This window comes from Methyloversatilis sp. (assembly GCF_030696805.1).
Taxonomy (GTDB): domain Bacteria; phylum Pseudomonadota; class Gammaproteobacteria; order Burkholderiales; family Rhodocyclaceae; genus Methyloversatilis.
Genome location: NZ_JAUYRO010000019.1, coordinates 1 through 21,775 on the forward strand (window position 1 = coordinate 1; position 21,775 = coordinate 21,775).

Annotated in this window: 20 protein-coding genes; 8 read left to right on the forward strand and 12 right to left on the reverse strand. The window is 65.8% G+C overall.

What is annotated here, in order from left to right:
• Positions 1-314 precede the first annotated feature (314 nt).
• From ylqF to Q8R75_RS02315, 3 genes are all read right to left on the reverse strand, one after another.
• Positions 315-1,235, reverse strand: coding sequence for a ribosome biogenesis GTPase YlqF (ylqF, locus tag Q8R75_RS02305; RefSeq protein WP_305614205.1), 921 nt, complete (start codon positions 1,233-1,235; stop codon positions 315-317).
• A 233-nt stretch (positions 1,236-1,468) separates the two neighbouring features.
• On the reverse strand, positions 1,469-2,257 hold the full coding sequence (locus Q8R75_RS02310) for a DUF1223 domain-containing protein (RefSeq protein ID WP_305614204.1): 789 nt from the start codon (positions 2,255-2,257) through the stop codon (positions 1,469-1,471).
• A 70-nt stretch (positions 2,258-2,327) separates the two neighbouring features.
• Complete coding sequence (locus Q8R75_RS02315) at positions 2,328-3,914, reverse strand: gamma-glutamyltransferase (protein WP_305626148.1); 1,587 nt, start codon at positions 3,912-3,914, stop codon at positions 2,328-2,330.
• A 221-nt stretch (positions 3,915-4,135) separates the two neighbouring features.
• On the opposite strand from Q8R75_RS02315, the gene Q8R75_RS02320 reads away from it, so the two are divergent.
• Complete coding sequence (locus Q8R75_RS02320; protein WP_305614202.1) at positions 4,136-5,563, forward strand: chloride channel protein; 1,428 nt, start codon at positions 4,136-4,138, stop codon at positions 5,561-5,563.
• A gap of 60 nt (positions 5,564-5,623) precedes the next feature.
• On the opposite strand, the gene Q8R75_RS02325 is transcribed toward Q8R75_RS02320, so the two are convergent.
• The gene (locus Q8R75_RS02325) at positions 5,624-5,917 is read right to left on the reverse strand and encodes a hypothetical protein (RefSeq protein WP_305614201.1); all 294 of its coding nucleotides are present in this window, start codon (positions 5,915-5,917) and stop codon (positions 5,624-5,626) included.
• A gap of 322 nt (positions 5,918-6,239) precedes the next feature.
• Between Q8R75_RS02325 and Q8R75_RS02330 the strand changes: the two genes are divergently transcribed.
• Both Q8R75_RS02330 and Q8R75_RS02335 read left to right on the forward strand, forming a co-directional pair.
• Positions 6,240-6,644 (forward strand): hypothetical protein, encoded by a 405-nt coding sequence (locus Q8R75_RS02330; protein WP_305614200.1) that lies wholly within the window; start codon positions 6,240-6,242, stop codon positions 6,642-6,644.
• A gap of 14 nt (positions 6,645-6,658) precedes the next feature.
• Positions 6,659-7,954, forward strand: coding sequence for an FAD/NAD(P)-binding oxidoreductase (locus tag Q8R75_RS02335; protein ID WP_305614199.1), 1,296 nt, complete (start codon positions 6,659-6,661; stop codon positions 7,952-7,954).
• Between the two features lie 66 nt (positions 7,955-8,020).
• Here the strand turns inward: Q8R75_RS02335 and Q8R75_RS02340 are convergent, their stop codons facing one another.
• The 8 genes from Q8R75_RS02340 to Q8R75_RS02375 all read right to left on the reverse strand — a co-directional run bounded on the left by Q8R75_RS02340 (position 8,021) and on the right by Q8R75_RS02375 (position 15,546).
• Positions 8,021-8,731 (reverse strand): glutathione S-transferase N-terminal domain-containing protein, encoded by a 711-nt coding sequence (locus Q8R75_RS02340; protein ID WP_305614198.1) that lies wholly within the window; start codon positions 8,729-8,731, stop codon positions 8,021-8,023.
• Positions 8,732-8,893: 162 nt separating this feature from the next.
• The gene (gene fae, locus Q8R75_RS02345; protein WP_069040068.1) at positions 8,894-9,403 is read right to left on the reverse strand and encodes a formaldehyde-activating enzyme; all 510 of its coding nucleotides are present in this window, start codon (positions 9,401-9,403) and stop codon (positions 8,894-8,896) included.
• 152 nt (positions 9,404-9,555) lie between these two features.
• The gene (locus Q8R75_RS02350) at positions 9,556-10,440 is read right to left on the reverse strand and encodes a triphosphoribosyl-dephospho-CoA synthase (protein WP_305614197.1); all 885 of its coding nucleotides are present in this window, start codon (positions 10,438-10,440) and stop codon (positions 9,556-9,558) included.
• The gene (locus Q8R75_RS02355) at positions 10,434-11,360 is read right to left on the reverse strand and encodes a RimK family alpha-L-glutamate ligase (RefSeq protein ID WP_305614196.1); all 927 of its coding nucleotides are present in this window, start codon (positions 11,358-11,360) and stop codon (positions 10,434-10,436) included. Before Q8R75_RS02355 ends, Q8R75_RS02350 begins: the two co-directional genes overlap by 7 nt.
• Before the next feature lie 5 nt (positions 11,361-11,365).
• Positions 11,366-12,364, reverse strand: coding sequence for a methenyltetrahydromethanopterin cyclohydrolase (gene mch / locus Q8R75_RS02360; protein WP_305614195.1), 999 nt, complete (start codon positions 12,362-12,364; stop codon positions 11,366-11,368).
• Complete coding sequence (locus tag Q8R75_RS02365) at positions 12,361-13,524, reverse strand: ATP-grasp domain-containing protein (protein WP_305614194.1); 1,164 nt, start codon at positions 13,522-13,524, stop codon at positions 12,361-12,363. The genes mch and Q8R75_RS02365 overlap by 4 nt, the downstream gene beginning before the upstream one ends.
• Positions 13,525-13,549: 25 nt before the next feature.
• A complete protein-coding gene (locus tag Q8R75_RS02370; RefSeq protein WP_257094913.1) occupies positions 13,550-14,452 on the reverse strand; it encodes an NAD(P)-dependent methylenetetrahydromethanopterin dehydrogenase in 903 nt (300 codons plus the stop codon).
• 92 nt (positions 14,453-14,544) lie between these two features.
• Positions 14,545-15,546 (reverse strand): beta-ribofuranosylaminobenzene 5'-phosphate synthase family protein, encoded by a 1,002-nt coding sequence (locus Q8R75_RS02375; protein WP_305614193.1) that lies wholly within the window; start codon positions 15,544-15,546, stop codon positions 14,545-14,547.
• Between the two features lie 273 nt (positions 15,547-15,819).
• Here Q8R75_RS02375 and Q8R75_RS02380 point away from each other — a divergent pair, with 273 nt between their 5' ends.
• From Q8R75_RS02380 to Q8R75_RS02400, 5 genes are read left to right on the forward strand one after another with little or no spacing between them, the layout of a single operon-like run.
• Positions 15,820-17,118, forward strand: coding sequence for a formyltransferase (locus tag Q8R75_RS02380; RefSeq protein WP_305614192.1), 1,299 nt, complete (start codon positions 15,820-15,822; stop codon positions 17,116-17,118).
• Positions 17,115-18,785: a formylmethanofuran dehydrogenase subunit A gene (locus tag Q8R75_RS02385; protein WP_305626147.1), complete on the forward strand. Its 1,671-nt coding sequence runs from the start codon at positions 17,115-17,117 to the stop codon at positions 18,783-18,785. Before Q8R75_RS02380 ends, Q8R75_RS02385 begins: the two co-directional genes overlap by 4 nt.
• A gap of 4 nt (positions 18,786-18,789) precedes the next feature.
• Positions 18,790-19,686, forward strand: a complete 897-nt coding sequence (gene fhcD / locus Q8R75_RS02390; RefSeq protein ID WP_305614206.1) for a formylmethanofuran--tetrahydromethanopterin N-formyltransferase — start codon at positions 18,790-18,792, stop codon at positions 19,684-19,686.
• Positions 19,683-20,498 (forward strand): formylmethanofuran dehydrogenase subunit C, encoded by an 816-nt coding sequence (locus Q8R75_RS02395; protein WP_305614190.1) that lies wholly within the window; start codon positions 19,683-19,685, stop codon positions 20,496-20,498. Before fhcD ends, Q8R75_RS02395 begins: the two co-directional genes overlap by 4 nt.
• Positions 20,498-21,535, forward strand: coding sequence for a DUF6352 family protein (locus tag Q8R75_RS02400; RefSeq protein ID WP_305614189.1), 1,038 nt, complete (start codon positions 20,498-20,500; stop codon positions 21,533-21,535). Before Q8R75_RS02395 ends, Q8R75_RS02400 begins: the two co-directional genes overlap by 1 nt.
• The last annotated feature ends 240 nt before the right edge of the window (positions 21,536-21,775 follow it).

Sequence of the window (21,775 nt, forward strand, 5' to 3'; positions counted from 1 at the left end):
CAGCAATGGGGCGGGGGGCCAATCTACGAACGAGGTCAGCCAAAGGCTGCCTCAAGGAGCGGACGGCCTCCCCGGTGATCAATCTCTGTGCAGCCATTCGGCTACAGGATTAAACATACAAGGAGCGGACCCTGTCCGCGATCCGCACGCTGATCAAGCGCTGTCGCGTGTCCGAAGACCGCATCGCCTGCTGGGCAGGCTCCTAAGAAAACCGCGACGGTGTTGCTTCTCGTAGGAGCGGACCCTGTCCGCGATCAGGTCTTCGCGCCTGCCATGTCGCTTGATTACGAACGCATCGCGGACAGGGCTCGCTCCTACGGTTCCGGCGATGCCGTGTCGTCCGGCGCCTTCTGCCGTGCCTTTTCTGCCTTGGCCGCGCGGTCGGCCGCCAGCATCCGGGCGCGCGATTCCGGAGTTTCGAGGCTGACGCGGCCGATGGCGCCGTCTCGGTAGTCCTGCAGCAGGGTGAACGACGCCTTTTCGTAGTCGGGCGCGCCGCCCTTGATGCGGTAGCCGCGCCGGGCGGCGATGTGCTGGATGACCGACACGCCGTCCATGTCGGGCGTGCAGCCGTACCGGGCCGTCATCAGTGCCGGGTACTTCGCCTGCAGCAGATTGCCGAGAAAGGTCGCGACCTCTTCGTCGATGATGGCGTTGCGGCCGATGGCATGGCTGGCCGCCAGCATCAGACCGTCGCTTTCGTGCTCGATCTTCGGCCACATCAGGCCGGGCGTGTCGTACAGCGTGAGCCGCGGTGTCAGATGGATGCGCTGGATGCTCTTGGTGATCGCCGGCTCGTCGCCGGTCGCGGCCACATGCTTCTTCACCAGCGCATTCATCAGCGTCGATTTGCCGACGTTGGGGATGCCCATGATGATGAGGCGCAGCGGTTTGAGGTTGTCGTCGCGGTGCGGCGCGAGCGACTGCGCAAGCTGTTCGATGCGCTTCGCGTCGCCGGGCTTGCGCGCCGAAATCGACACCGCCTTCGTGTTCGGCTGGGCGTTGAAGTGCTTCAGCCAGGCTGCCGTCGCCTCCGGGTCGGCAAGGTCGGCCTTGTTCAGCAGCTTCAGGCAGGGCCGATTGCGGTGGGTGCGGATGGCGTGGATCAGCGGATTGCTGCTCGCGTCGGGCAGGCGTGCATCGAGCACCTCGACCACCACGTCGACCGATTTCATCGCGTCGGTCGCGTGCTTGCGCGCGGCGGTCATGTGACCGGGGAACCACTGGATGGACATGTGAGACGGACAACGGAATAAGGCCGCCATTCTACCGGTCGACCGGCTGCGGGCGTGGCGCTGCACAATCGTTCATCGTACGGCCGCGCGAACTGCGAGAATCCTTATACACAAACCGGCAACGCGACCCGAGGAGAAATCGATGCTCGTCCGACTGATCCAGGCCAGCCGCGTCCAGCCCGATGTCGGTCGAAGCGCTGTTTCACGCGCTCATCGGCGTGGCGCGCTGGAAGTCAACGCGCTGAAGCTGGCGCTCCGCACAGCGCAAGCGAAGCACCGAGCAACGCAGCGCCGGAGTCGGCATCGGCCTGCAACAGCGCCACGCCAAGATCGGCGCGCTTCCAGGCCGGGTCGAGCGCGATGTCGCGCACCAGATTGAACTGCCCCTGTGCGTCAGGCGTGAACGGGCCGATCAGGGTGCGCACGACGAAGTCGTGCTGCAATGTGCGACCCGCATTCTCGCCGCCTGAAATCTTCGATCCCAGCATGCGTTCATACACGGCGACGTAGCCCACCGTGTCGCCGGGCAGAGCGGTGCGTGCATCGACCTTGAGCAGGTTGCCGCGCACATCGATCGACAGCATCACGTCAGCGGCCGGTGGCGGCACCTTGCGCGCCAGCATCGATTGCACCGCGTCAGCCGAGCGCCAGCCGCGAAAATCCTCGCCCGACAGCCTGACCTGCGGTGTGTAGACCACGCTGCCGCCCTCGGCGCGCGCCAGCCGTCGCTGTCGCGCCGAATGCGCGCCGGACGAGTACGGATCGCGCCAGCCGAGGTAGTCCCAGTAATCGACATGGAAGGCCAGTGGCACGACCTGCTGCGCGTCGGCCGCCTGCTTCAGCGAACGCAGCCAGTCGTCGGCCGGCGGGCAACTGCTGCAGCCTTGCGAGGTGTACAGCTCGACCACCGGCACCCAGTTGCGGGTGACCTGGCAGGTCTGGGCAACCGGTGTCGTCTCGGCGCGTGCGATCGGCGCGAGGGTGGCGGCGAGCAGGGTGAGGGTGGCAAGGCGCAGCGACATGAACGCACTCCGGCGGTTGGACATGCGCAGACGACCGGTTTCGGTCGGCTGTCCTTACCGGGCGTTTGCCTCAGGCGTACTCGACCGAACCATCCGAGCGCGGGTCGGCGGCGCCTTCGATGCGGCCGTCGGGGTGGCGCACGATGAGGCCGGCGTGGCCGGCGCTTTCATCGAACTCGAGCAGCGACTCGACCACATGACCCCGCTTGCGCAGCGCGTCGAACACCTCGGGCGCAAAGCGCGACTCCAGTTTCAGGGTGTCGCTGTCCGAACCCCAGGTGCGGCCCAGCAGCCAGCGCGGCGCGGCGACTGCGGCGGTCACGCTGTCACCGAACAGCAGGTGGCGCAGCAGCACGGCGGCCTGGAACTGCGGCTGTCCGTCGCCACCCATCGAACCGTAGACCACCGTGCGCCCGTCAGCCAGCTGGGCGATCGGCGGGTTGAGCGTGTGGAACGGCTTGCGGCAGGGTTCCAGCGCGTTGAGCGCGCCGATCGCCAGCGAAAAGCTGATGCCCCGGTTCTGCCACAGCACGCCGGTGTCGCCGGCGATCACGCCGCTGCCGAACTCGTGGTAGATGCTCTGGATGAAGCTCACTGCACGACCTTCAGCGTCGACCACACCCATCCACACCGTATCGCCCGGCGCACCGCTGACCCAGCCACCGGCGCGCTGCAGGTCGATGCCGTCGGCCAGCATGTCGAGGCATTCGTCCGACAGCAGCGACTGCGCGTCCGTACGCATGCGCGCCGGATCGGTCAGGTGACGGTCGCGGATCACGAACGCCTGGCGCGTCGCCTCGACCGCGCGATGGATGAATTCGGCTGACTGGCCATGCAGGCCGTCGAGTCCGAGGCGGTCGAGCTGGCCGAGTATCAGCAGCGACAGAAGACCCTGGGTGGGCGGCGGTGTGTTGTAGACGTGGCCCAGGCTGTGCTCGAGCTTCAAGGGCGTGCGCCACTGCGCGCGATGGGTCAGGAAGTCGGACAGGCGCAGCGGGCTTCCAGCCGCCCCCAGCGCGGCGGCCATGCGTCGCGCCAGGTCGCCGCGGTAGAAATCTTCAAGTCCGGCGCGCGCCAGTTGGGCGAGTGTGTCGGCAAGGCGTGGCTGGTACAGCAGGTCGCCGGCCTGTGGCACCGTTTTGTGCGTCATGAAATGCGCGGCGAAGCCGGGCTGGTGGCGCAGTTCGTCCTGTTTCGTGCGCAGGCCGTTTGCCAGGCTGCGCGAAACGTGCGTGCCGGTCCGCGCATGGTGTTCGGCATCGCGCAGCAGGCGCGACAGTGGCAGGTGCCCGCCCGCCTGAGCCGCCGCTTCAAGCGCCAGCTGCCAGCCCGACACCGTGCCGGCCATCGTCAGCGCAGCCAGCGGGCCGCGTGTCGGCAGGCGGTCGCGCACGTCGTGATCGGCGTACCAGGTGCGGCTGGCAATGACGGCGGCAGCGCCGCAGGCGTCGATCGCGCGCGGGGCCTGGCCCGGTTCGGCGATCAGCCAGAAACCGTCGCCGCCGAGCGCGTTCATGTGCGGATAGACGACGGCGATGGTCGCGGCGGCTGCGATCATGGCTTCGATTGCGTTGCCGCCTTCGCGCAGCACGTCGCGCGCCGATTCGCTGGCCAGGTGATGGGGTGCGACCGCGATGCCGCGGGCGGTGGATTTCATCTGGGCATCTCCATGGGTGGCCGCTGCGGCGGGTTCGAATGCCCCCGTATGGTGCATCAAGCTGCATCGCTTGCGCGGCTTTCCGGCATATTCGTGGCCATTCCGCCGCTTCAACGCGGTTACAGTCGCTATGCAGGCGTCGCGGCCGGCGGCATGCATCTTGCGTTCTGCAGGCATCCCCCGTGCCGCGCTGCGCCTTACCCTGCTTACGGATTCAAACGATGCGTCAGAAGTCTTCGCTGTGGTTATCGCTGTCTGCCTTGCGCGCCCGACTGCGGCTTGCCTGGCTCGATTTCAGGTACCCGGCGCTGCGCCGGCGCAACCAGGCCTATTTCAAGGTATGGCTCGGCCGTCTCGTGCTGTGGGGTGGTGCCGTCGTGGTGGGCATGCTGGCGGTCGGCTTTGCGCAGTTGTCGGACCTGGCCATCCACCACTTCCGGGCCATGGCAAGCGAAAACCCCTGGTGGCCCTTCCTGCTGACGCCGCTCGGCGGTGCGCTGTGCGTGTGGGCGACGCGGCGCTGGTTTCCCGGAGCCGAAGGCAGCGGCATTCCGCAGACCATTGCCGAAATGTCGCGCCCGGAAGATCGAAGCTGGAAGCCGCTGCTGTCGCTGCGCATCATCCTCGGCAAGATCGTCATCGGCACGGCGGCTGTCGGCAGCGGATTCTCTTTGGGCCGGGAAGGCCCGACGGTACAGATCGGCGCATCGATGCTCAATGCGATGCACCGGCTGCTGCCGGGCGGCCTGCACATTCCGCGTACCCACATGCTGGTCGCCGGCGGTGCGGCCGGCATCGCTGCGGCGTTCAACACGCCGCTGGCCGGAATCGTGTTCGCCATCGAAACGCTGTCGCGCAATGTCGAGTCGCGCATGAGCGGTCTGATCATCACCGCCATTGTGCTAGCCGGCATCGTGTCGCAGGCCTTTCTCGGCAAGGCGAGCTACTTCGGCCAGATCGCCATCGCCGGTACCGACCGTGAAATGGCGCTTGCCGTGGCCATCACCGCGCTGGTGTGCGGTGTGGCGGGCGGCCTTTTCTCGCGCATGCTCATCATCAGTTCGACGTCGTGGAAGGGACGGATGGCGGATTATCGGCGCGATCATCCGATCCGCTTTGCCGCCGCCTGCGGCCTGCTGGTCGCCGCACTGGGCTACGTCACCGGCGGCAGCAGCTTCGGCAGCGGCTACGGCGAAACACGGGCGCTGCTCGAAGGCGACACGTCGCTCGAGTGGTACTACGGCCCGGCCAAATTCCTCGCCACGCTGATCGCCTACCTGTCCGGCCTGCCGGGCGGCATCTTTGCGCCAAGCCTTGCGATCGGTGCCGGCATCGGCCACGACCTCGCGCCGCTGATCGGCCAGCAGGACGCGCCCGGCATGCTGCTGGTGCTGTGCATGGCCGGCTTTCTCGCCGCGGTGACCCAGTCGCCGATCACCTCTTTCATCATCGTGATGGAAATGGTCGACGGCTACTCGGTGGTGATTGGCCTGATGGCGGTATCGCTGCTGTCATCGGGGGTGTCGCGCATCTTCAGCCAGCCGCTTTACGAAACAGTGGCGCGGCACATGGTGGCGCGCAACGGCGGCGCGGCGGGCACCGGCAGACCGGATGCGGGCAATACGCCGGGCGCCGCGCCACCCGGTTAGCGAATAGGACAATCTGCTCAAGCCTCGATCACCGTCGGCCGCTCAGATCCGTGCAGCGGTTCAGGGCATCAGGGGCGGTGCGTACTCGCGCGGCCCGAAGGACCGCCAACCTGCCGGAATCACCGAACACAGCGCGAATCGCTGACCGTTGGTGACGATGATCAGATTTTCGCGCCTTGCCGTGGCGATCACGTCGGCGACGTGGTCGTCCGGCGCCACGTTGCGCATGGCTATCGTCGTCAGCGGATCGGGGTGGCGCACGCCTGCATTCACTGCGGAAAGGACCGCCGTGTTGCGGTCCTGGATCGGGTGTTCTGCGGTGCGTCTGTTTCTGCTGCGACTGGCCTGGTTCATGGTCGCCCCCGCTTCGGTCCGGCCTCGGGCCGGTGCCCGGGGAATCCGCGCCAGCACGTTCTTGTGCGTGGTTGAGCTTGTAACGGTTGCGTGGGCCTGCGCCTGAACCCGCAAGCGCGCCGCTCAAGCCGGATCAGCGCCGTTTTGACGTTTCTTCACGCACCGGCCGATCGTGCTGCGTGTCTTCATCGTCGACGTATGCAGTGCTGCCGCTTCCAGAGATTCCGTCTGGACAAGATTTAATCTTGCGATAACCCCTACTTAATGAAGGGTCTTTAGCTGCGTGAGACCGTTTCCCTTGTTCCAACCGAGGAGAGACGCAATGCAGAAGATGGGAAAAAGTGTGGCGCTGGCGCTGTATGCATGGTCAGCGCTTGCGCTGGCTGCACCCGAGGACGACAGGCTCCTGGCGTCGCAATGCCTCGGTTGTCATGCCGCCGACCGCACCGGTCGGGGCGGATTCGACCGCCTGACCGGTGAAACCGCGGCCGAAATCGCCGAAGAGATGCTCGAGATGCGGGCCAAGGCCGGCGCGAAGAACATCATGCATCTGCAGGCACGTGGCTACGACGACGCGCAGATCCAGCGCATTGCGCAATGGTTTGCCATCAATGCCGGTTCGCCGGTCAGCGGTGGCAGCAGTGATGACGACGAAGACGAGTCCGAGCATCGCGCCAAGGTGAAGTCGGCCAGCGGTCGGCGCGTGTCGTCGACCACGCGTCGCTGAGGGAGAACATGTCCATGAATTTCAATCGCAGAACCTTCCTCAAGGCAGCCTCCGGAGCAACCGCATTGCCCTTGCTGGGCCATGTGCGCAACGCGCGTGCCGCGACCTCGCGGGTCGTGGTGGTCGGCGGTGGTTTCGCCGGCGCAACCGCAGCCAAATACGTTGCGCAGTGGGGCGGCCCAGGTGTGTCGGTCAGCCTGGTCGAGCCCGACGCAACGCATGTGTCGTGCATCCTCAGCAATCTGGTGCTGAACGATCGCGTCAAGTATTCGGCGCTGGGTTTCAACCACTCGACGCTGCATCAGCGCTATGGCGTCGAACTGGTGCGCGACCGGGCGGTCGCCGCTGATCCGGTCGCCGGCAAACTCGATCTGGCCAGCGGTTCGACCCTGGCCTTCGATCGCCTCATCGTTGCGCCCGGTATCGGCTTCGATCCGGTACCCGGCCTGGGCACGCCGGCCCTGCAGGCCATGGTGCCGCACGCCTGGATTGCCGGCAGCCAGACGCTCACGCTGCGCGACCAGCTTATGAAGATGGCGAACGGCGCGACCGTCATCCTGACGATTCCGAAAGCACCGTACCGCTGCCCGCCCGGCCCTTACGAGCGGGCCTGTGTCATTGCGGATTATCTGCAGCGCAAGAAGCCGCGCTCGAAAATCATCGTGCTGGACGCGAACCCGGTCATCCAGGCCGAGCCTGCGGCTTTCCTGAATGCCTTCAACGTGCTGTACGCCGGCCGGCTCCAATATGTGCCGAATGCGGAAGTGGTGCGGGTCAGCTTCGAGGGCAACCGGCGCGTGGCGTGGGTGCGCAACGGCAGCAGCGAAGTCGCCTACCGCTGCGACGTGCTCAACCACATTCCACGCAATACCGCGGCACCGATCGTGCATCAACTCGGTCTGGCCAACGTCGGCGGGCGCTGGGCCGGCGTGGATCCGCTGTCTTTCGAATCCGAGGTCGCCCCCGGTATTCACGTCATCGGCGATGCGCAGGGCAGCGGTTTGCCGAAGGCCGGCCACATCGCCAACGGTGAAGCCAAGGTGTGCGCCGACGCGGTCGTGCGCCTGCTCAACGGCTGGCCGATCGATGAGCCGGCGAGGCTGTCCAGCCTGGTGCTCAATTCGGCCTGTTACAGCCCCATCACCTACACGACGGCCTCGTGGCTGAACGCGGTGTTCGCCTACGACGCCGGCAGCGGGCTGATGAAGCGCGTCGATGCTGCCTTCGGCGAAGCGGAACGGCATTCGACGAAGAACTTCGAACAGATGTTCAAGTGGGCAGAACGCCTGTTCGACGACACCTTCGCCTGACGTCGCGGCACGACGGCGGATACCTGAGGCACAGGTGTCCGCCGGGCACCGCTCGCGGTACGCCGGTCAGACCCCGTCCTTCCTCGATTTCCCGGTTTCGACCATGTTTCGCGCGCCCTGAACGAAGGCGTCCGCCTTGTCGCCCTCGGGCTTTGCCAGATCAATGTCGGACGGCGGAATCACCACGCCGCGCTGCGCCGCGGGGCGCGCGTCGATGACATCGAGCCAGCGCTTGAGGTGCGGCAGTTCGTCGACGTTCAGGCCCGACCACGGATAGGTGCGCACCCACGCCCAGTTCGCGATGTCGGCGATCGAATAGTCGCCAGCCAGGAACTCGTGATCCTTCAGATGGCCGTCCAGCACGCGGAACAACCGCATCGACTCACCCTGGTAGCGGTCGATGACCTGCTGAAGCTTTTCCGGAAAATAACGGAAGAATACGTTGGCCTGACCCATCATCGGGCCGACACCACCCATCTGGAACATCAACCACTGCAGCACGCGCGAACGGCCCTTCATGTCCGACGGCATCAGCCGGCCGGTTTTTTCCGCCAGATAGATCAGGATGGCGCCCGATTCGAATACCGCGAAGTCGTCCTCCGCACGATCGATGATGGCGGGAATGCGACCGTTCGGATTGATTGCAAGGAACCACGGTTCCTTCTGGTCGCGCGCCGACAGCGACAGCGCATGCACCGTGTAGGGCAGCGCAAGTTCTTCCAGCGCGATGGAAACCTTGTGGCCGTTGGGTGTGGCCGCGGTGTAGAGATCGATCATGAAGTTCCCTTCGTTGGAATCGCTGACCTGCGGGCAGCCTCTGCGCCGCAGTGTAGCCTCCACTATGTGCCGGGGCGATCCGATGACCTTCTTTTGCCCCGGCCAAAAAAAACGCCTCCGGCCGCAAGGCCGGAGGCGTTTTTCGCAACGAAGCCGTGAAGCTTAGTTTGCGGCGAACGGGTGCGTGGCCGAACCCTTCTTGGCAACCACTTCAGCAGCGGTCGGGGTACCGGCAACAGCGCGAGCGATCGATTCCTTGACCGCGCGGTAGTTGTAATCCTGAATCTTTGCGTCGTCTTCGGCCATCCAGTGGATGAACACGCCAACGCAGATGAACAGGTTGTCGGCTTCGTCAGCCGGGATCGTGCCGTCAGCAACGCTGTCGGCGACGGCCATTGCAACGCCGCGCTGTGCCGGGCCAAACATCTGGACAGCCTGCTTGGCGCCCTTGATGGTGACCTTGTTGAACATGACCGTTGCCGGCTTGCACAGCAGGTTCGGTGCAACGACGGCCAGCAGGGACGTGAAACCGTCCTTGTTGTTGACCAGGGCGTTGGCGAAAGCGGATTCAGCAGCGCTGCCACGCGGGCCCATGATCAGGTCGATGTGAGCGACTTCATTGCCGTCACCAACCAGGGATTCACCAACACACAGACCATTAATCTTCGCCATATCGAATCTCCTCATTACTAGGCAAGTTATAGGGGTTTACCCCCTGTGGTAGCCCGCGTTCCGGGGTACGAAACACAGGATAAAAACTTCGTTGTGGTGCACTTCCGGTGCCTTTGTGATGCTTTCCAGCCTTTAGTTGCGCCCTGGCTTCGTCATGCGCCCGCCAGTTCCAGCGCGCTGGCCAGGAAGGCCGTCACAACCGTCAGGTCTGCGCTCGTTCCGGGATTGATGCCTGCGGTTTTCAGACGTTCATCCCATTCCATCAGCGTGTTTTGCATCATAACCGGATCATCCGCCCGTTCAAACCCGTCCAGCAGGCGTATCGCCGTGTTGCGTATCGATAGCGCCGTTTCCGGACCATGTTTGCGCATGATGTGGGTGTCGGGAATCAATGCGAGACAGAACATGAACACTGTGGCCGCTGCCCATGCTTCACTGCACCATCGTTCACGCGCCGCCAGATGGACCGGCAGCAGGTGGCGGCGCACCAGTTCGTATCGGTTTGCGTACAGCGAAGCGATGCTGTCGCGGTGTGCAGCAAGCTGCATCGCCTGCATCAGCGTGATCCGCGCATCGCCCGCCACATCGTGATCGTTTCGCCGGCCCAGTCCGGCCGGTCGTGCCAGACGGATTGCCTCATAAGCGTGTGACGCGTCGGTGACAGTGAGGCCGGACAGCGTGCGTTGCAGCGACGCCCACAAACCCTCGTCCGGCTCGCGGTGCAACGCAGCATGGGCGATCGGCGCGCAGCCCAGCACGATGCCCAGATTGGTGTTGCAGCCGACCGCCTGCCAGGTCGCGCGCATCGCATCCTCGATGCGTTCGCCGACCGTCGCGTCCGCGCGACAGATCGGCCCGGCGGCTGCTTCGGCGCTGGCGATGAAATCGGCCACCTGCATGCGGTGACCGGAACCATGGTGGCCGACATTGCCCGGTTTCAGCGCCTCGACGTCCAGCCGGCAGGCGTGCACGAAGGCACTTTCCAGTTCCGTCTGAAGCGCAATCCGGACGGTGTCAGGCGGCGGCGTCATCAGCATGCGATCTCGCCCGCTGCCGGGCAGCGGCGCAGCAGGTCGTCCGCCAGCGCCTGCGCGATGTTCAGGCTGGTGACGCCCTGCAGCCCCTTCCAGGCCGGGATGCTGTTGACTTCAAGCACGGTGAGCCGGCCGTGGTCGTCGCGCAGGATATCGACGCCGGCGTAGTCCATGCCGGTGGCACGGGCCGCGTCGACGGCCAGGCGGGTCAGCGCTTCGTCCGGCGGAATGGCTTCGCAGCGTCCGCCCTGCGACACATTGTTCAGCCAGCTGCGGCCCTTGCGCAGCATGCCGGCAACCGGCTTGCCGTCGATCACCATGACGCGCCAGTCGCTCCACTCGCCAAGTGCGTCGCGCGTGCGAGCGCTGTAGCGCTGCATGTACCACACGTGGCCGACGCTTTCGGCGTCGGGCAGCGCGTCGCCGGCCGTCAGACGCACGATGCCTTCACCCTGCGAGCCGAACAGCGGCTTGACCAGCACGTCGTGACCGGCGGCGAATTCGCGCATCAGCACCGCGCGCGCCTCGCTTTCGCCCTCGGCCACCCAGGTCGGCGGCGTCGGGATGCCGGCGTGGTGCAGCAGCACGCTGGTCATCGCCTTGTCGACGCTTTTTTCGATGGCGCGGGCGTGGTTGTAGACCGGAATGCCCAGTTCGCCCAGGTAGTGCAGGAAATCCATGCGCAACACCACCTGCTGCAGCGTGCCGCCGGCCACACCGCGCACGAACACGGCCTGCGGCAACGTCTGTTCGAAGCCGGGCATGACGACACCCGACACGCCGCGCTGCAGGTCGATGTGGCATTCGCCCAGACTGACATAGCGCGCCAGCAGGCCGCGCGCCCGGAAAGCCTCGACCAGGCGCTTGCCGTGCCAGCCCGGCTCGTCGGTGACGATGGCGATGTCGGCCTGCTGCGCACCCATGACGCTTACTTGCCCTCGCCGAACGAACGGGCGAGCAGTTCGGCGTTGATCTGGCCGGCGCGGAAGCTCTTGCCGGTGCGCAGGTTGCTGACGATGACACGCGCTGGGGCGAACAACATCGGGTCGATCTTGTAGAAGTCGTACTTCACTTCCTTGAACACTTCGGCGAACGGACGGCCGTAGTCGCGCGACGATGAAGACGGCAGCCTGTGCGCCAGATCGGCGGCCGAATCGTCGTCGCTGTCCACATAGAGTTGTGCCACGCCACCGAACAGGATGGCGTCGTTGGTGCGGCCCATCGCGTTGAGGAAATCGGGCGCCGGCGGCGCGACCGGTGCGCTCGCCGAACCATCGACCACCTGGGACAGCGGGAAGCCCAGCGCATGCACCTTGTGCAGCGCCACTTCGAGTACGCGGCCGACCACCTGCACCGTGCCGGCCAGGCTGCGCGTCGGCGTCAGGATGAGCGTGACGGCATCGTCGGCGACACCACAGTCGCGGCGGATCTTGGCCAGCACTTCGGTCGGCGGCTGGCGATCGACTTCGAGCACCAGTACGGCGTGCTTCGCGTCGTCCTTGTAGCCGAGCTCGGCAAACAAGGGCTCCTTGACCGCCAGTGCGCGACCGGGGCCTGAACCGAGCGCATGGAAGGCGTCCTTGCCTTCGCCGTGCGAAAGGCTCCAGCCGGCGTACTGGCTGGCCAGGCAGGCGACGACCGGATGCGTGGAATGCACGTTGATGGTCAGCGGCCAGTGCGCATCGCGCGTGTTGAAGGTCGCAGTGCCCAGTCCGCCCATGCAGATTTCAGTGATGCGGCGACCGGCTTCGATGCCACCGTGGCAGTGAATGCCGGCGTCGATGACGCGGCCGCCGCCGGGCAGCGGGTCAACCTTGACGCGCAGCGCGTCGGCGTCGCGCACCAGGCCTTCCACCAGATCCATCACGTATCGGCCCACGCTGGGCTGGGCGCCGGTCAGTACCGGTCCGTGTTCTGCAGTGCTCATGCGCTTCTCCTCGGGAGTACAAGATCTTTGTTATGGTCTGTTGCGACCGCTCTGGTGAGTGGAGCGATCCGATGCAGCACTTCACTCTCGCGTCGCTGCAACTGCGCGCGAACGCTGTTTTCGTCATGGCCCGCCGCGTAAGCGGTGCAGACCGGCGTTGCCTTCGCAACGAAGCTGCCGGCGGCCGGCAGATCGGTGCAGTCCTCGGGCCAACGGACGCCGTCGCCGACCATCAGGTCGTGCGGCGCATAGACCACGCGCAGGCCGCGCAGGGTGCGTGCCGGCGACATGGCCAGGTCGTCGAGTTGCCCGGCACAGGCGGCGACATGGGCCGCGAACAGGCCGCCTTCAACCCGGTCCTCGTACAGAGCAAGGGTCGCGGTCGGCCGCGGGTTGATCTCCAGCAACACATGCCGGCCACCCTCCAGCACCAGATCGGCTCCGTTCAGACCGCGCAGTCCGAACGCCCGCACGATGGCATCGACGTCACGTTCCAGCGCGGCCTGCTGCACATCGTCGAGCGGCAGGTCACTCACCGCTTCGCACCAGGCATGCGGCCCGGCAATCGCCCCGGGAAACTGCCGGCTGACACCGACGATGCGGCAGCAATGGCCGTCGGCGAGAAACAGCACCGAAGCCGGAACACCTGCGACATACGCCTGCGCGTGCCAGCCCACCGATATCGTTTCGCCGCTGCGCGCCGGGCGAACATGCGCGCCGCCGCAGGCACCGGTCTGTTTCATCAGCCAGCCGTCGGGCGCCCGGCCTTTGCTGCGCATCGTCGCAAAGCGCACGCCCGCTTGCTGCAGGCCGACGGTCAGCGTGTCCGGCGTCTTGCAGCGTTGTACGGTCACCGCAGTGTTGCCGATGCGCGGGGCCGATGCGGGGAGTACGAAGTCCAGCGCAGACAGCAGGTCCGGTCGTCGTTCGAAGCCCGAACCGGCAATGATGCCGTCCCAGTGTCCAGCCATCCCGGCGATCAGAGACGGCAGGTCGTCACCGAAGGCGCCATCGTGAAAACCGGCCCGGACGGTCCGTCGGGCAAGCGCCACCGTGTCGGTGTCAGCAAACGGGTCAATCACGTCGCAGGTCGAGCCCGCAGCGACGCACGATTGCGCCAGCGCGCGCGCGCTGCCCGACACGATGAGCCAGTGCGGCACCGGCGACGCTTCCAGCCCGGCCCGGTCAGGCCACCAGCTCGCGGGCGGTGGCGAAGGCGTCGCGGAAGTCGAGATAGACCGGCTTGTCGGTATTGATCATGCGCTGGAACAGTCCGCGCTGGCACAGGTACTTCACGTTGCCGATGGCCAGTGCCCCGATGCCGACCGCCTTGCCCGAACCGGATTCCAGCGGCTTGCCGTCGTCCATCACGCCCAGACCTTCGACGCCAGCCGGCGGCACCGCGTTGACGTCGGCGGCCACCAGCAGCGAGGTCGCGGACATCAGCTGCGCCTTGCTCAGCACCTGGATGCCGGCCTTCGCCGTACACAGGATGATGTTGGCCTGCGGCATCAGGTTTTCCTTCTGTTCGTTCGAACCTGCCTCGACCGGCAGCACCGACGAACCGTAGCGGGTATTCACCACTTCGGAGGCGACGCGGGCGCGCATGGCGCTCGAATGGCTGCCGACCAGCACCTTGGCGCCGGCGCTCGAGGCGAGTACGGCTGCAGCGGTACCCACCGGGCCCGTTCCGCCCAGGACCAGCACGGTCTTGCCTTCGAGTTCGGTGTTGTGCGCCTTGCGCAGCTGCCGTTCGACACAGGCGACCAGCGCGGCGGCGGTGGTGAAGGCGCCACTCGGGTCGGCAAACACCGACACTTCGAACGGCGGCACCATCGCATTGCGGCAGGCGTCCAGCATGTCGGCCGCCAGACCGATGTCACGGCCACCGATGAACAGGCCGGTGCGCTTCACGCCATTGGGGCCGCGCGAAAAGATCGCGTCCTGCGTCAGGCCGTAGATCTGGTCGAGGCCGACGCCGGAGTAGGGCATCAGAACCTGGTAGCCCGCATCGCACGCCATGTTCACGTCGAACGGGCTGATGTTGTTGGTCGGGCTGAACATGTGAAGGATGTAGGGGTTTTCCATGGTCTGTCTCACTCTTTCCGCCCGAAGGCTGCGTACTCTGGTTACGTCGTTGTCAGGTGCGTGCTTGCGTGGGCCATAAGCGAGCCCGGTACTTATTCACGGCTGGTCGCGGCAGCAGTTGAAGTCTGTCGTGATGTCCATTGCGCGCCTTCGTTGCGTGCAGCACAAATCATCAGTTCGAGCCCGGGCGCATCCGCGTAGCGTTCGCGGACCGCCTTGACCATGGCCTGCGCATCAGCTTCCGATGCGGCCAGTGCGAAGCCGGTCGGCCCCCATGAACTCTGGCCGATGCAGGTCGCGCCCAGTTCCTGCAGCGTCAGCGCAACCTCGCCGGCCTGCTTGCTGGTGTATCGGCCACCCTGTGCCGGCGAGAAATAATCACCCACGCAGTGCTGCAGTTCGTTGATTGCTGCGCCGAACAGGTCGATGTCTTCTTCCGCCAGCGCCGGCAGTGCGCGCATCAGCACCAGCCGGCTGAGCCGGTCAGCCACGCCGGGCGCGTAGGGCGGCAGCACGCGGAATGCTTCCTTTTCGGCACTGCCGTGCAGGCCGCTGCAAGCGTGATCGAAAATCAGCACCATGCGCCAAGCGGCGGGAAAGCGCATCTGCGCAATGATAGGCGGCGGCGCATCCACGGCGCCGCGACCGCCATCGACGATGAAGCCGCCGCCATCGAAACTACCGATACCGATGCCCGAGCGCGCGCCGCGGTCTAGCAGGCTGGCGATTTCGCGTGAATCCAGGTTGAGACCGTACAGCCGCGCCAGTGCCATGCCGACCGCGAGGGCAAGCTGGGTGCCGGAGCCCAGGCCCGAATGCGACGGAATGGCATCGGTAAGCGTGATGCGTGCCGGCGGCAGGTCGAAGCGCGTGCTCAGGTCAAGAGCGTAGCGGTGGGCGCGTTCGGCATCGTGGCCAATCACCTGAAGCGTGTCGGAGGGCTCGATCTCGACCACGGTGCTCAGCCCGTTCAGCGTCAGGCCGACGCTGCCGAAGCGCCGCCCCATGCTGCCATCGAGATCGATGAAGCCCAGGTGCAGACGCGCGGGGGCCCGGACGGTCAGGGCGGCGGCGGTTGCATTTCTTGGGTTCATCGCGTCAATCATGGTCCGGAGAGCACCGATTATCCCAAATTCGCCCGCAACACAGGGAAGGCTTGGATGATGTGGTGCAGCAGCGGAGTCTGGTGCTGCCGGGCGACGTCGTTTTCGGATCGTGCTGTATCGCATGTGAAACAGACTGATCTCACGCGTTCGTCGTGGCTCCGATGCTGCACTGCGGCACCGGAAGGTCGGTCCGCAACGGCTTTTTGCATGTTGTATCGTGACGAGTGCTGCGTACGACCCAACTGATGAAACGGATGATTCATGACCCATGAAGCGACTTCGACTGTCGTCACCGAGGTGGCGTGTCCGCTGTGCGGACATGCCTGCGACGACCTGAGCGTCGATACCGCCGGCGCTGCGCTGGCGGTGGTGGCCCATGGCTGCGATCGGGCGGTAAGCGGTTTTGCTCGCCTGAGCGCGGAATCGAGCGCCGCGACGCCGCGCATTGCCGGGCGTGCGGCCTCGCTGGACGAAGCCTGTGCCGAAGCGGCCCGTCTGCTCGCCGCGTCGGCCCAGCCGGTGTTCGGCGGCATGGCGCTCGATGTGAGCGGCGCGCGCGGTGCGATGGAACTGGTCGATCAGGCCGGTGGTGTCATCGACCACATGAACAATGAATTCGGCTGGCGCGCCAGCCGCGTGGTCCAGGACGGCGGCGGCATCATCACCACGCTGGCCGAAGTGAAGAATCGCGCCGACCTGATCCTGCTGGTCGGCACCGATGCGGTCAGCGTGCAGCCGCGCTTCTTCGAGCGCTGCGTGTGGGTAAAGGAAACCATGTTCGACCTGCAGCCGGCCAGTCGGCGCATCGTCTATCTCGGCGGCGCACTTGATACGACGCCGGGTCGCTCGCCGGATGGGCGTGCGCCCGATGTGTTCGACTTCGACTGCAGTCGCATGCCCGAGGCGCTGTCGGTGCTCAACGCGCTGGTGGCGCAGCAGCCGGTGGACGGTGACGCACCGCTGGGCATCGCGCTGGCGCGCTGGCAGGAGCTTGCCGACGCGTTGCTGGGCGCGAAGTACAGCGTGGTCGTGTGGGAGGGTTCGACGTTCGACATGTCGCAGCTCGATCTCAACGTGGGCGCCATCGGGTCGCTGGTGCGTCGGCTCAATGTCATCACCCGCTGCAACAGCCTGCCGCTGGCCGGCAACGATGGCGACCTGTCGATGGCGGCCGTGCATATCTGGCAGACCGGCTATCCGATGCGCACCAGTTACGCCAGCGGCGCGCCGAAGTTCGACCCGCTGCACAACGGCATCGAGCGCCTGCTGGCGACCGGTGAAGCGGATGCACTGGTGTGGCTGTCCAGCCTGAATGACCTGCAGGCGCCTCCGGTCACCGGCATGCCGACCATCGTGATTGCCCCACCATCGCTGAAGCTGGCGAGCGAACCGCAGGTCTACATTCCGGTCGCCACGCCGGGCATGCATCACACCGGTCATTTTGTGCGTACCGACAAGGTCGTGACGCTGCCGCTGCAGGCGCTGCGCAAGAGCGCGCTGCCGGCAGCCGGCGAAGTGGCGGTTGCCATCGCAACCCGTATGAAGGAGGTGCAGTCGTGAGCGTCATCAAGCTGACCGGCGGCCGGGTGATCGATCCGGCAAATGGCGTCGACGACCAGGTGCGCGACCTCTACATCCGCGACGGCCGGTTGATCGCCGCGCCGGATGCACACGACAGGATCAGCGCCGAGTACAACATTTCCGGCCGCATCGTCATGTCGGGCGCGATCGACATGCACAGCCACATCGGCGGCGGAAAGGTGAACATCGCACGCGAAATGCTGCCGGAAGACCATGGTGGCGACCCGGTCGAGCGCACCGACTTGACGCGTTCAAGCTGCGGTCACGCCGCACCGGGCACGCTGGCGGCCGGCTACCGTTATGCCGAAATGGGCTACACCGCGGCGTTTGAACCGGCGTTGCTGCCGGTCAATGCGCGCCAGGCCCACATGGAAATGGGCGACACGCCGATGCTGGACACCGGCGGCTACGCCATGCTCGGCAGCGACGACTTCCTGCTGCGAATGCTGGCGGCAAAGGAAGACCAGCAGGCGATCAACGACTACGTGGCATGGACGCTGCACGCGACGCAGACGGTCGGCATCAAGGTGGTGAACCCGGGTGCGATCTCCGCCTTCAAGTTCAACCAGCGCAAGCTCGACCTCGACGAGCAGAACGCCTTCTACGGCATCACGCCGCGCGAGATCGTGAAGGTGCTGTCGCGCGCGGTGCATGACCTCGGGGTGGCCAAGCCGCTGCACGTGCATGCCAGCAATCTGGGCGTGCCGGGCAATGTGGATACCACGCTGGGCACCATGGATGCTGCGGAAGGCCTGCCCGTCCATCTGACGCACATCCAGTTCCACAGCTACGGCACCGAGGGCGAGCGCAAGTTTTCCAGCGCCGCCGCGCGCATCGCCGAGGCGATCAACCAGAAGAAGAACGTGTCGGCCGACGTCGGCCAGATCCTGTTCGGCCAGACGGTGACCGCGTCCGGCGACAACATGGTGCAGTACCGCAATGCCGGTCACGGCTCGCCGAAGAAGTCGGTCATCATGGACATCGAGTGCGACGCCGGCTGCGGCGTCGTGCCGTTCAAGTACAAGGACCAGAACTTCGTCAATGCACTACAGTGGGCCATCGGCCTGGAAATCTTCCTGATGGTCGATGACCCGTGGCGCATTTTCCTGACCACCGATCACCCGAATGGCGCACCGTTCACGACCTATCCGCACCTGATCAAGCTGCTGATGGACCGCAGCTTCCGCAGCGCGATGCTCGACACGATCAACCCGGATGCGCGCGCGATGAGCAATCTGGCGGGTCTCGACCGCGAATATTCGCTGTACGAGATCGCAATCATGACGCGCGCCGGTCCGGCGAAGCTGATCGGCCTGGCGGATCGCGGCCATCTGGCGCCGGGCGCTGCTGCCGACATCGTGGTCTACAAGGAAGACGCCGACCGCGAGCGCATGTTCGAAAAACCGGAACTGGTGTTCAAGGACGGCGAACTGGTGGTGCGTGACGGCCGTATCGTCAAGGTGGTGCGCGGCGGCACGCATGCCGTGAAGCCCGAATTCGATATCGGTATCGAAAAGAAGATCAAACCCTATTTCGAACGTTTCCATTCGATGCGCATGAATAATTTCAAGATCAGTGACGATGAACTGTGCGAGTGTGGCGGCGGCTCCAGGCTGATGGCCCATGCCTGCAGGAAGCGGGGTTGAGGCGATGATCATCAATGGCGTAGCAATCGACGATACCTTTGCCGAAGCATTCGGCATGCGCGGCATCCGTCTCATCATCACCGCCTACAACGAAACCTGGGCGCTGCATTCGGCCAATGCGCTGACCGGCTTCGCGACCTCGGTCATCGCCTGCGGAGCCGAGGCGGGCATCGAACGCATGATGTCACCGGAAGAAACGCCGGACGGACGTCCGGGCGTGTCGGTGCTGCTGTTCGCAGTGTCGAGCAAGGAAATGATCAAGCAGATCGAGCGGCGCGTCGGCCAGTGCGTGCTGACCAGCCCGACCAGCGCCATCTTCGCCGGGCTGGACGAAGGCGATCCGGTGCCCATGGGCAAGACGCTGCGCTATTTTGGCGACGGCTTCCAGACCTCGAAGCAGATTGCCGGCAAGCGCTACTGGCGCATCCCGGTCATGGATGGCGAATTCCTGGTGCAGGATACCGCGCGCATGGTAAAGGCGATCGGTGGCGGCAATTTCCTGGTGCTCGCCGATACCCAGGTGCAGGCGCTCGAAGCCTGCGAGGCGGCCATTGCCGACATGCGCAAGCTGCGCGAAATCGTCATGCCCTTCCCGGGTGGCGTCGTGCGTTCCGGCTCCAAGGTGGGCTCGAAATACAAGGCGCTGTCGGCCTCGACCAATGACGCCTTCTGCCCGACGCTGCGCGGTGCGACCAAGTCCGAGCTGGACGAACGCATCGGTGCGGTGCTCGAAATCGTCATCGACGGCCTGACCGACGCGTCGGTCAAGAAGGCGATGGAGGTCGGCATGCGCGCGGTGTGCCGGATTGGTGCCGCCGGCGGCATCCGCCGCCTGTCGGCGGGCAATTACGGCGGCAAGCTCGGCCAGTACCAGTACCACCTGCGGGAGATCCTGAAATGAGCGCCCTGACATTCACGTTGCGTAGCGCACCGGCCCAGCGCGTCGATGTCGGCGCGCTGAGTCCCGCTGCACTCGCGGGTGGGGCAGTGTCCGACATTGCGGCCATCGTGCTTCACGTCGGCAAGCGCGCCGTGCGCGCAGACCAACTGTTCGAGATTGCCGGCGACGATACGACCGACATCGTGTTCCGCGGCGACTGCAGCAAGCTCGAACGCATCGGCGCCGGCATGAAGTCCGGCCGCATCACCGTCGAAGGCGACGCCGGACCGTATGTCGGTCAGGGACTGCTCGGCGGCACGATCACGGTCGCTGGTTCGACCGGGGCCTTCTGCGCGACCGGCATGAAGGGCGGTCGCATCGACATCGCCGGTGACGTTGGCGAATCGGCTGGCGGCGCCATCCCGGGCGAGATGAAAGGCATGGCCGGCGGCCTGCTGCTGGTCGGCGGCAACGCCGGCGACCGTCTGGGCGATCGCATGCGGCGCGGCCAGATACTCGTCAGCGGCAACGCTGGCGACTACTGCGGCACCCGCATGATCGCCGGCACCATCGCGGTGGCCGGCATGCCGGGCGCGTATCCGGCATACGGCATGAAGCGCGGCACGCTGATCCTCAGTGCCCTGCCGGCGCGGATGCTGCCCACCGTCGTCGACTGCGGCGCGCACCGGCTTGGCTTCCTCAGCCTGCTGTACGCGAGCTGGAAAGGCCTGCCCGGACCGTTCGGCGCGCTTGATGCCGGCGCCTGCACCGTACGCCGCTACATGGGCGACATGGCGGTCAGCGGACGCGGCGAACTGCTCGTCCGCGGCTGATGCCGGCGGCCGGCTGGTGGCCTGACTCGGCCTTCGGGCGGGTCAGGCGCAACGCAGCCGGGCGCCTCGTCGTGACCGACGCACTGCTGCGCGACTGGCTGGCACGGCCCGAACTGGCGCTCGTGGCGGACAGCTGCAACGCCGAGCGCGCGCTGGTTTCGCGCCTGCTCGATGAGCCGGCGCGCATTGTCGCCCATGACGACATCGCATCGATTGCCGACGAAGACGCGCGCGACAACTGGTTTGCCTTCATCGCCTTGCGCGACCGCGTGCTCGCCCGACCGGACATCGAGTCGGCCTGGCTTGAGCTGTTTCTCGACGGCCCGAGCGGCATCGCGCCGCTGTTCTTGCCACAACTCACGCAGCTCATCCTGCACGGCCTGCTCGAAGACTGCACCGGCAATGACGGCGCGCTGATGTGGCGGGCAGCCGAACTGTTCTTCCGCAACCAGCGCGCGACGCCGCACGCCGGTCGCATCCTGATGGCCGACGCCGAAACGCTCGGCGACTACGCCGAAACCGGTGGTTTCGGCAATATCGGCCGCCTGATCCGGCAGGCCGGGGCGATACCGCGCGCGGCCGAGCTCGACGTGCTCGATGCCGGCAACGCCGCTGAACTGTATGCGCGCACCGGGCGTCGGGCCGTGCTGCCGCTGAATTTCGGCCAGCCGGCGCTCGAGGCGCTGTGTCGTGTGATGGAGCGCTGGATCGCCCACTTTTACGGCTCGGCCGTCCGCATCACGCCGCAGCAGGACATCCGCGACGAACAGTGGGCGTGGCACATCGGACTTGACCGCGAGGCGATGGACCTTCTGAACACGCTGTATGAAGGCGGCGAACTGGCGCCGGACCGCCTGTCGCGCATCGTCGCGCTGTTCCGGCTCGACTTCCTCGATGCGCGCGACATGCGCGCCGAATTGCGCCGTGACGGTACGGCGCGTCCGGTCTGGCTGGCGCTGGCCATGGATGAAGATGGTCTGGTACGGATGAAGCCGCAGAATCTGCTGCTCAACCTGCCGCTCACGGGTACACACTGATACGTGTATCGGGGTGCGCAGGCCGCCGTCGTGGTTCCCTGGTTTTCAGCCCTTTCTTGACCCCCCTCAAGCTTGCGTGCATTTGCTGAGCGTGCAAATGAAATCGTCGCGTACCGCGTTTAGCATTGCATTGAACCTGAAAACCTCAGTTGATCGGCTTCGTGGGCATGGTGGGCGGGGTGTACGGCAAGGCGCGAGGACGCGGCAGGATGGCACCCTGCAAGGACGAGCAACGCAGCC

Excerpts from the sequence above, each read along its gene's own strand:
- ylqF (WP_305614205.1), bottom strand. The coding sequence starts at position 1,235 with ATGTCCATCCAGTGGTTCCCCGGTCACATGACCGCCGCGCGCAAGCAC.
- Q8R75_RS02310 (WP_305614204.1), bottom strand. The coding sequence starts at position 2,257 with ATGTCGCTGCGCCTTGCCACCCTCACCCTGCTCGCCGCCACCCTCGCG.
- Q8R75_RS02315 (WP_305626148.1), bottom strand. The coding sequence starts at position 3,914 with ATGAAATCCACCGCCCGCGGCATCGCGGTCGCACCCCATCACCTGGCC.
- Q8R75_RS02320 (WP_305614202.1), top strand. The coding sequence starts at position 4,136 with ATGCGTCAGAAGTCTTCGCTGTGGTTATCGCTGTCTGCCTTGCGCGCC.
- Q8R75_RS02325 (WP_305614201.1), bottom strand. The coding sequence starts at position 5,917 with ATGAACCAGGCCAGTCGCAGCAGAAACAGACGCACCGCAGAACACCCG.
- Q8R75_RS02330 (WP_305614200.1), top strand. The coding sequence starts at position 6,240 with ATGCAGAAGATGGGAAAAAGTGTGGCGCTGGCGCTGTATGCATGGTCA.
- Q8R75_RS02335 (WP_305614199.1), top strand. The coding sequence starts at position 6,659 with ATGAATTTCAATCGCAGAACCTTCCTCAAGGCAGCCTCCGGAGCAACC.
- Q8R75_RS02340 (WP_305614198.1), bottom strand. The coding sequence starts at position 8,731 with ATGATCGATCTCTACACCGCGGCCACACCCAACGGCCACAAGGTTTCC.
- fae (WP_069040068.1), bottom strand. The coding sequence starts at position 9,403 with ATGGCGAAGATTAATGGTCTGTGTGTTGGTGAATCCCTGGTTGGTGAC.
- Q8R75_RS02350 (WP_305614197.1), bottom strand. The coding sequence starts at position 10,440 with ATGCTGATGACGCCGCCGCCTGACACCGTCCGGATTGCGCTTCAGACG.
- Q8R75_RS02355 (WP_305614196.1), bottom strand. The coding sequence starts at position 11,360 with ATGGGTGCGCAGCAGGCCGACATCGCCATCGTCACCGACGAGCCGGGC.
- mch (WP_305614195.1), bottom strand. The coding sequence starts at position 12,364 with ATGAGCACTGCAGAACACGGACCGGTACTGACCGGCGCCCAGCCCAGC.
- Q8R75_RS02370 (WP_257094913.1), bottom strand. The coding sequence starts at position 14,452 with ATGGAAAACCCCTACATCCTTCACATGTTCAGCCCGACCAACAACATC.
- Q8R75_RS02375 (WP_305614193.1), bottom strand. The coding sequence starts at position 15,546 with ATGAACCCAAGAAATGCAACCGCCGCCGCCCTGACCGTCCGGGCCCCC.
- Q8R75_RS02380 (WP_305614192.1), top strand. The coding sequence starts at position 15,820 with ATGACCCATGAAGCGACTTCGACTGTCGTCACCGAGGTGGCGTGTCCG.
- fhcD (WP_305614206.1), top strand. The coding sequence starts at position 18,790 with ATGATCATCAATGGCGTAGCAATCGACGATACCTTTGCCGAAGCATTC.
- Q8R75_RS02395 (WP_305614190.1), top strand. The coding sequence starts at position 19,683 with ATGAGCGCCCTGACATTCACGTTGCGTAGCGCACCGGCCCAGCGCGTC.
- Q8R75_RS02400 (WP_305614189.1), top strand. The coding sequence starts at position 20,498 with ATGCCGGCGGCCGGCTGGTGGCCTGACTCGGCCTTCGGGCGGGTCAGG.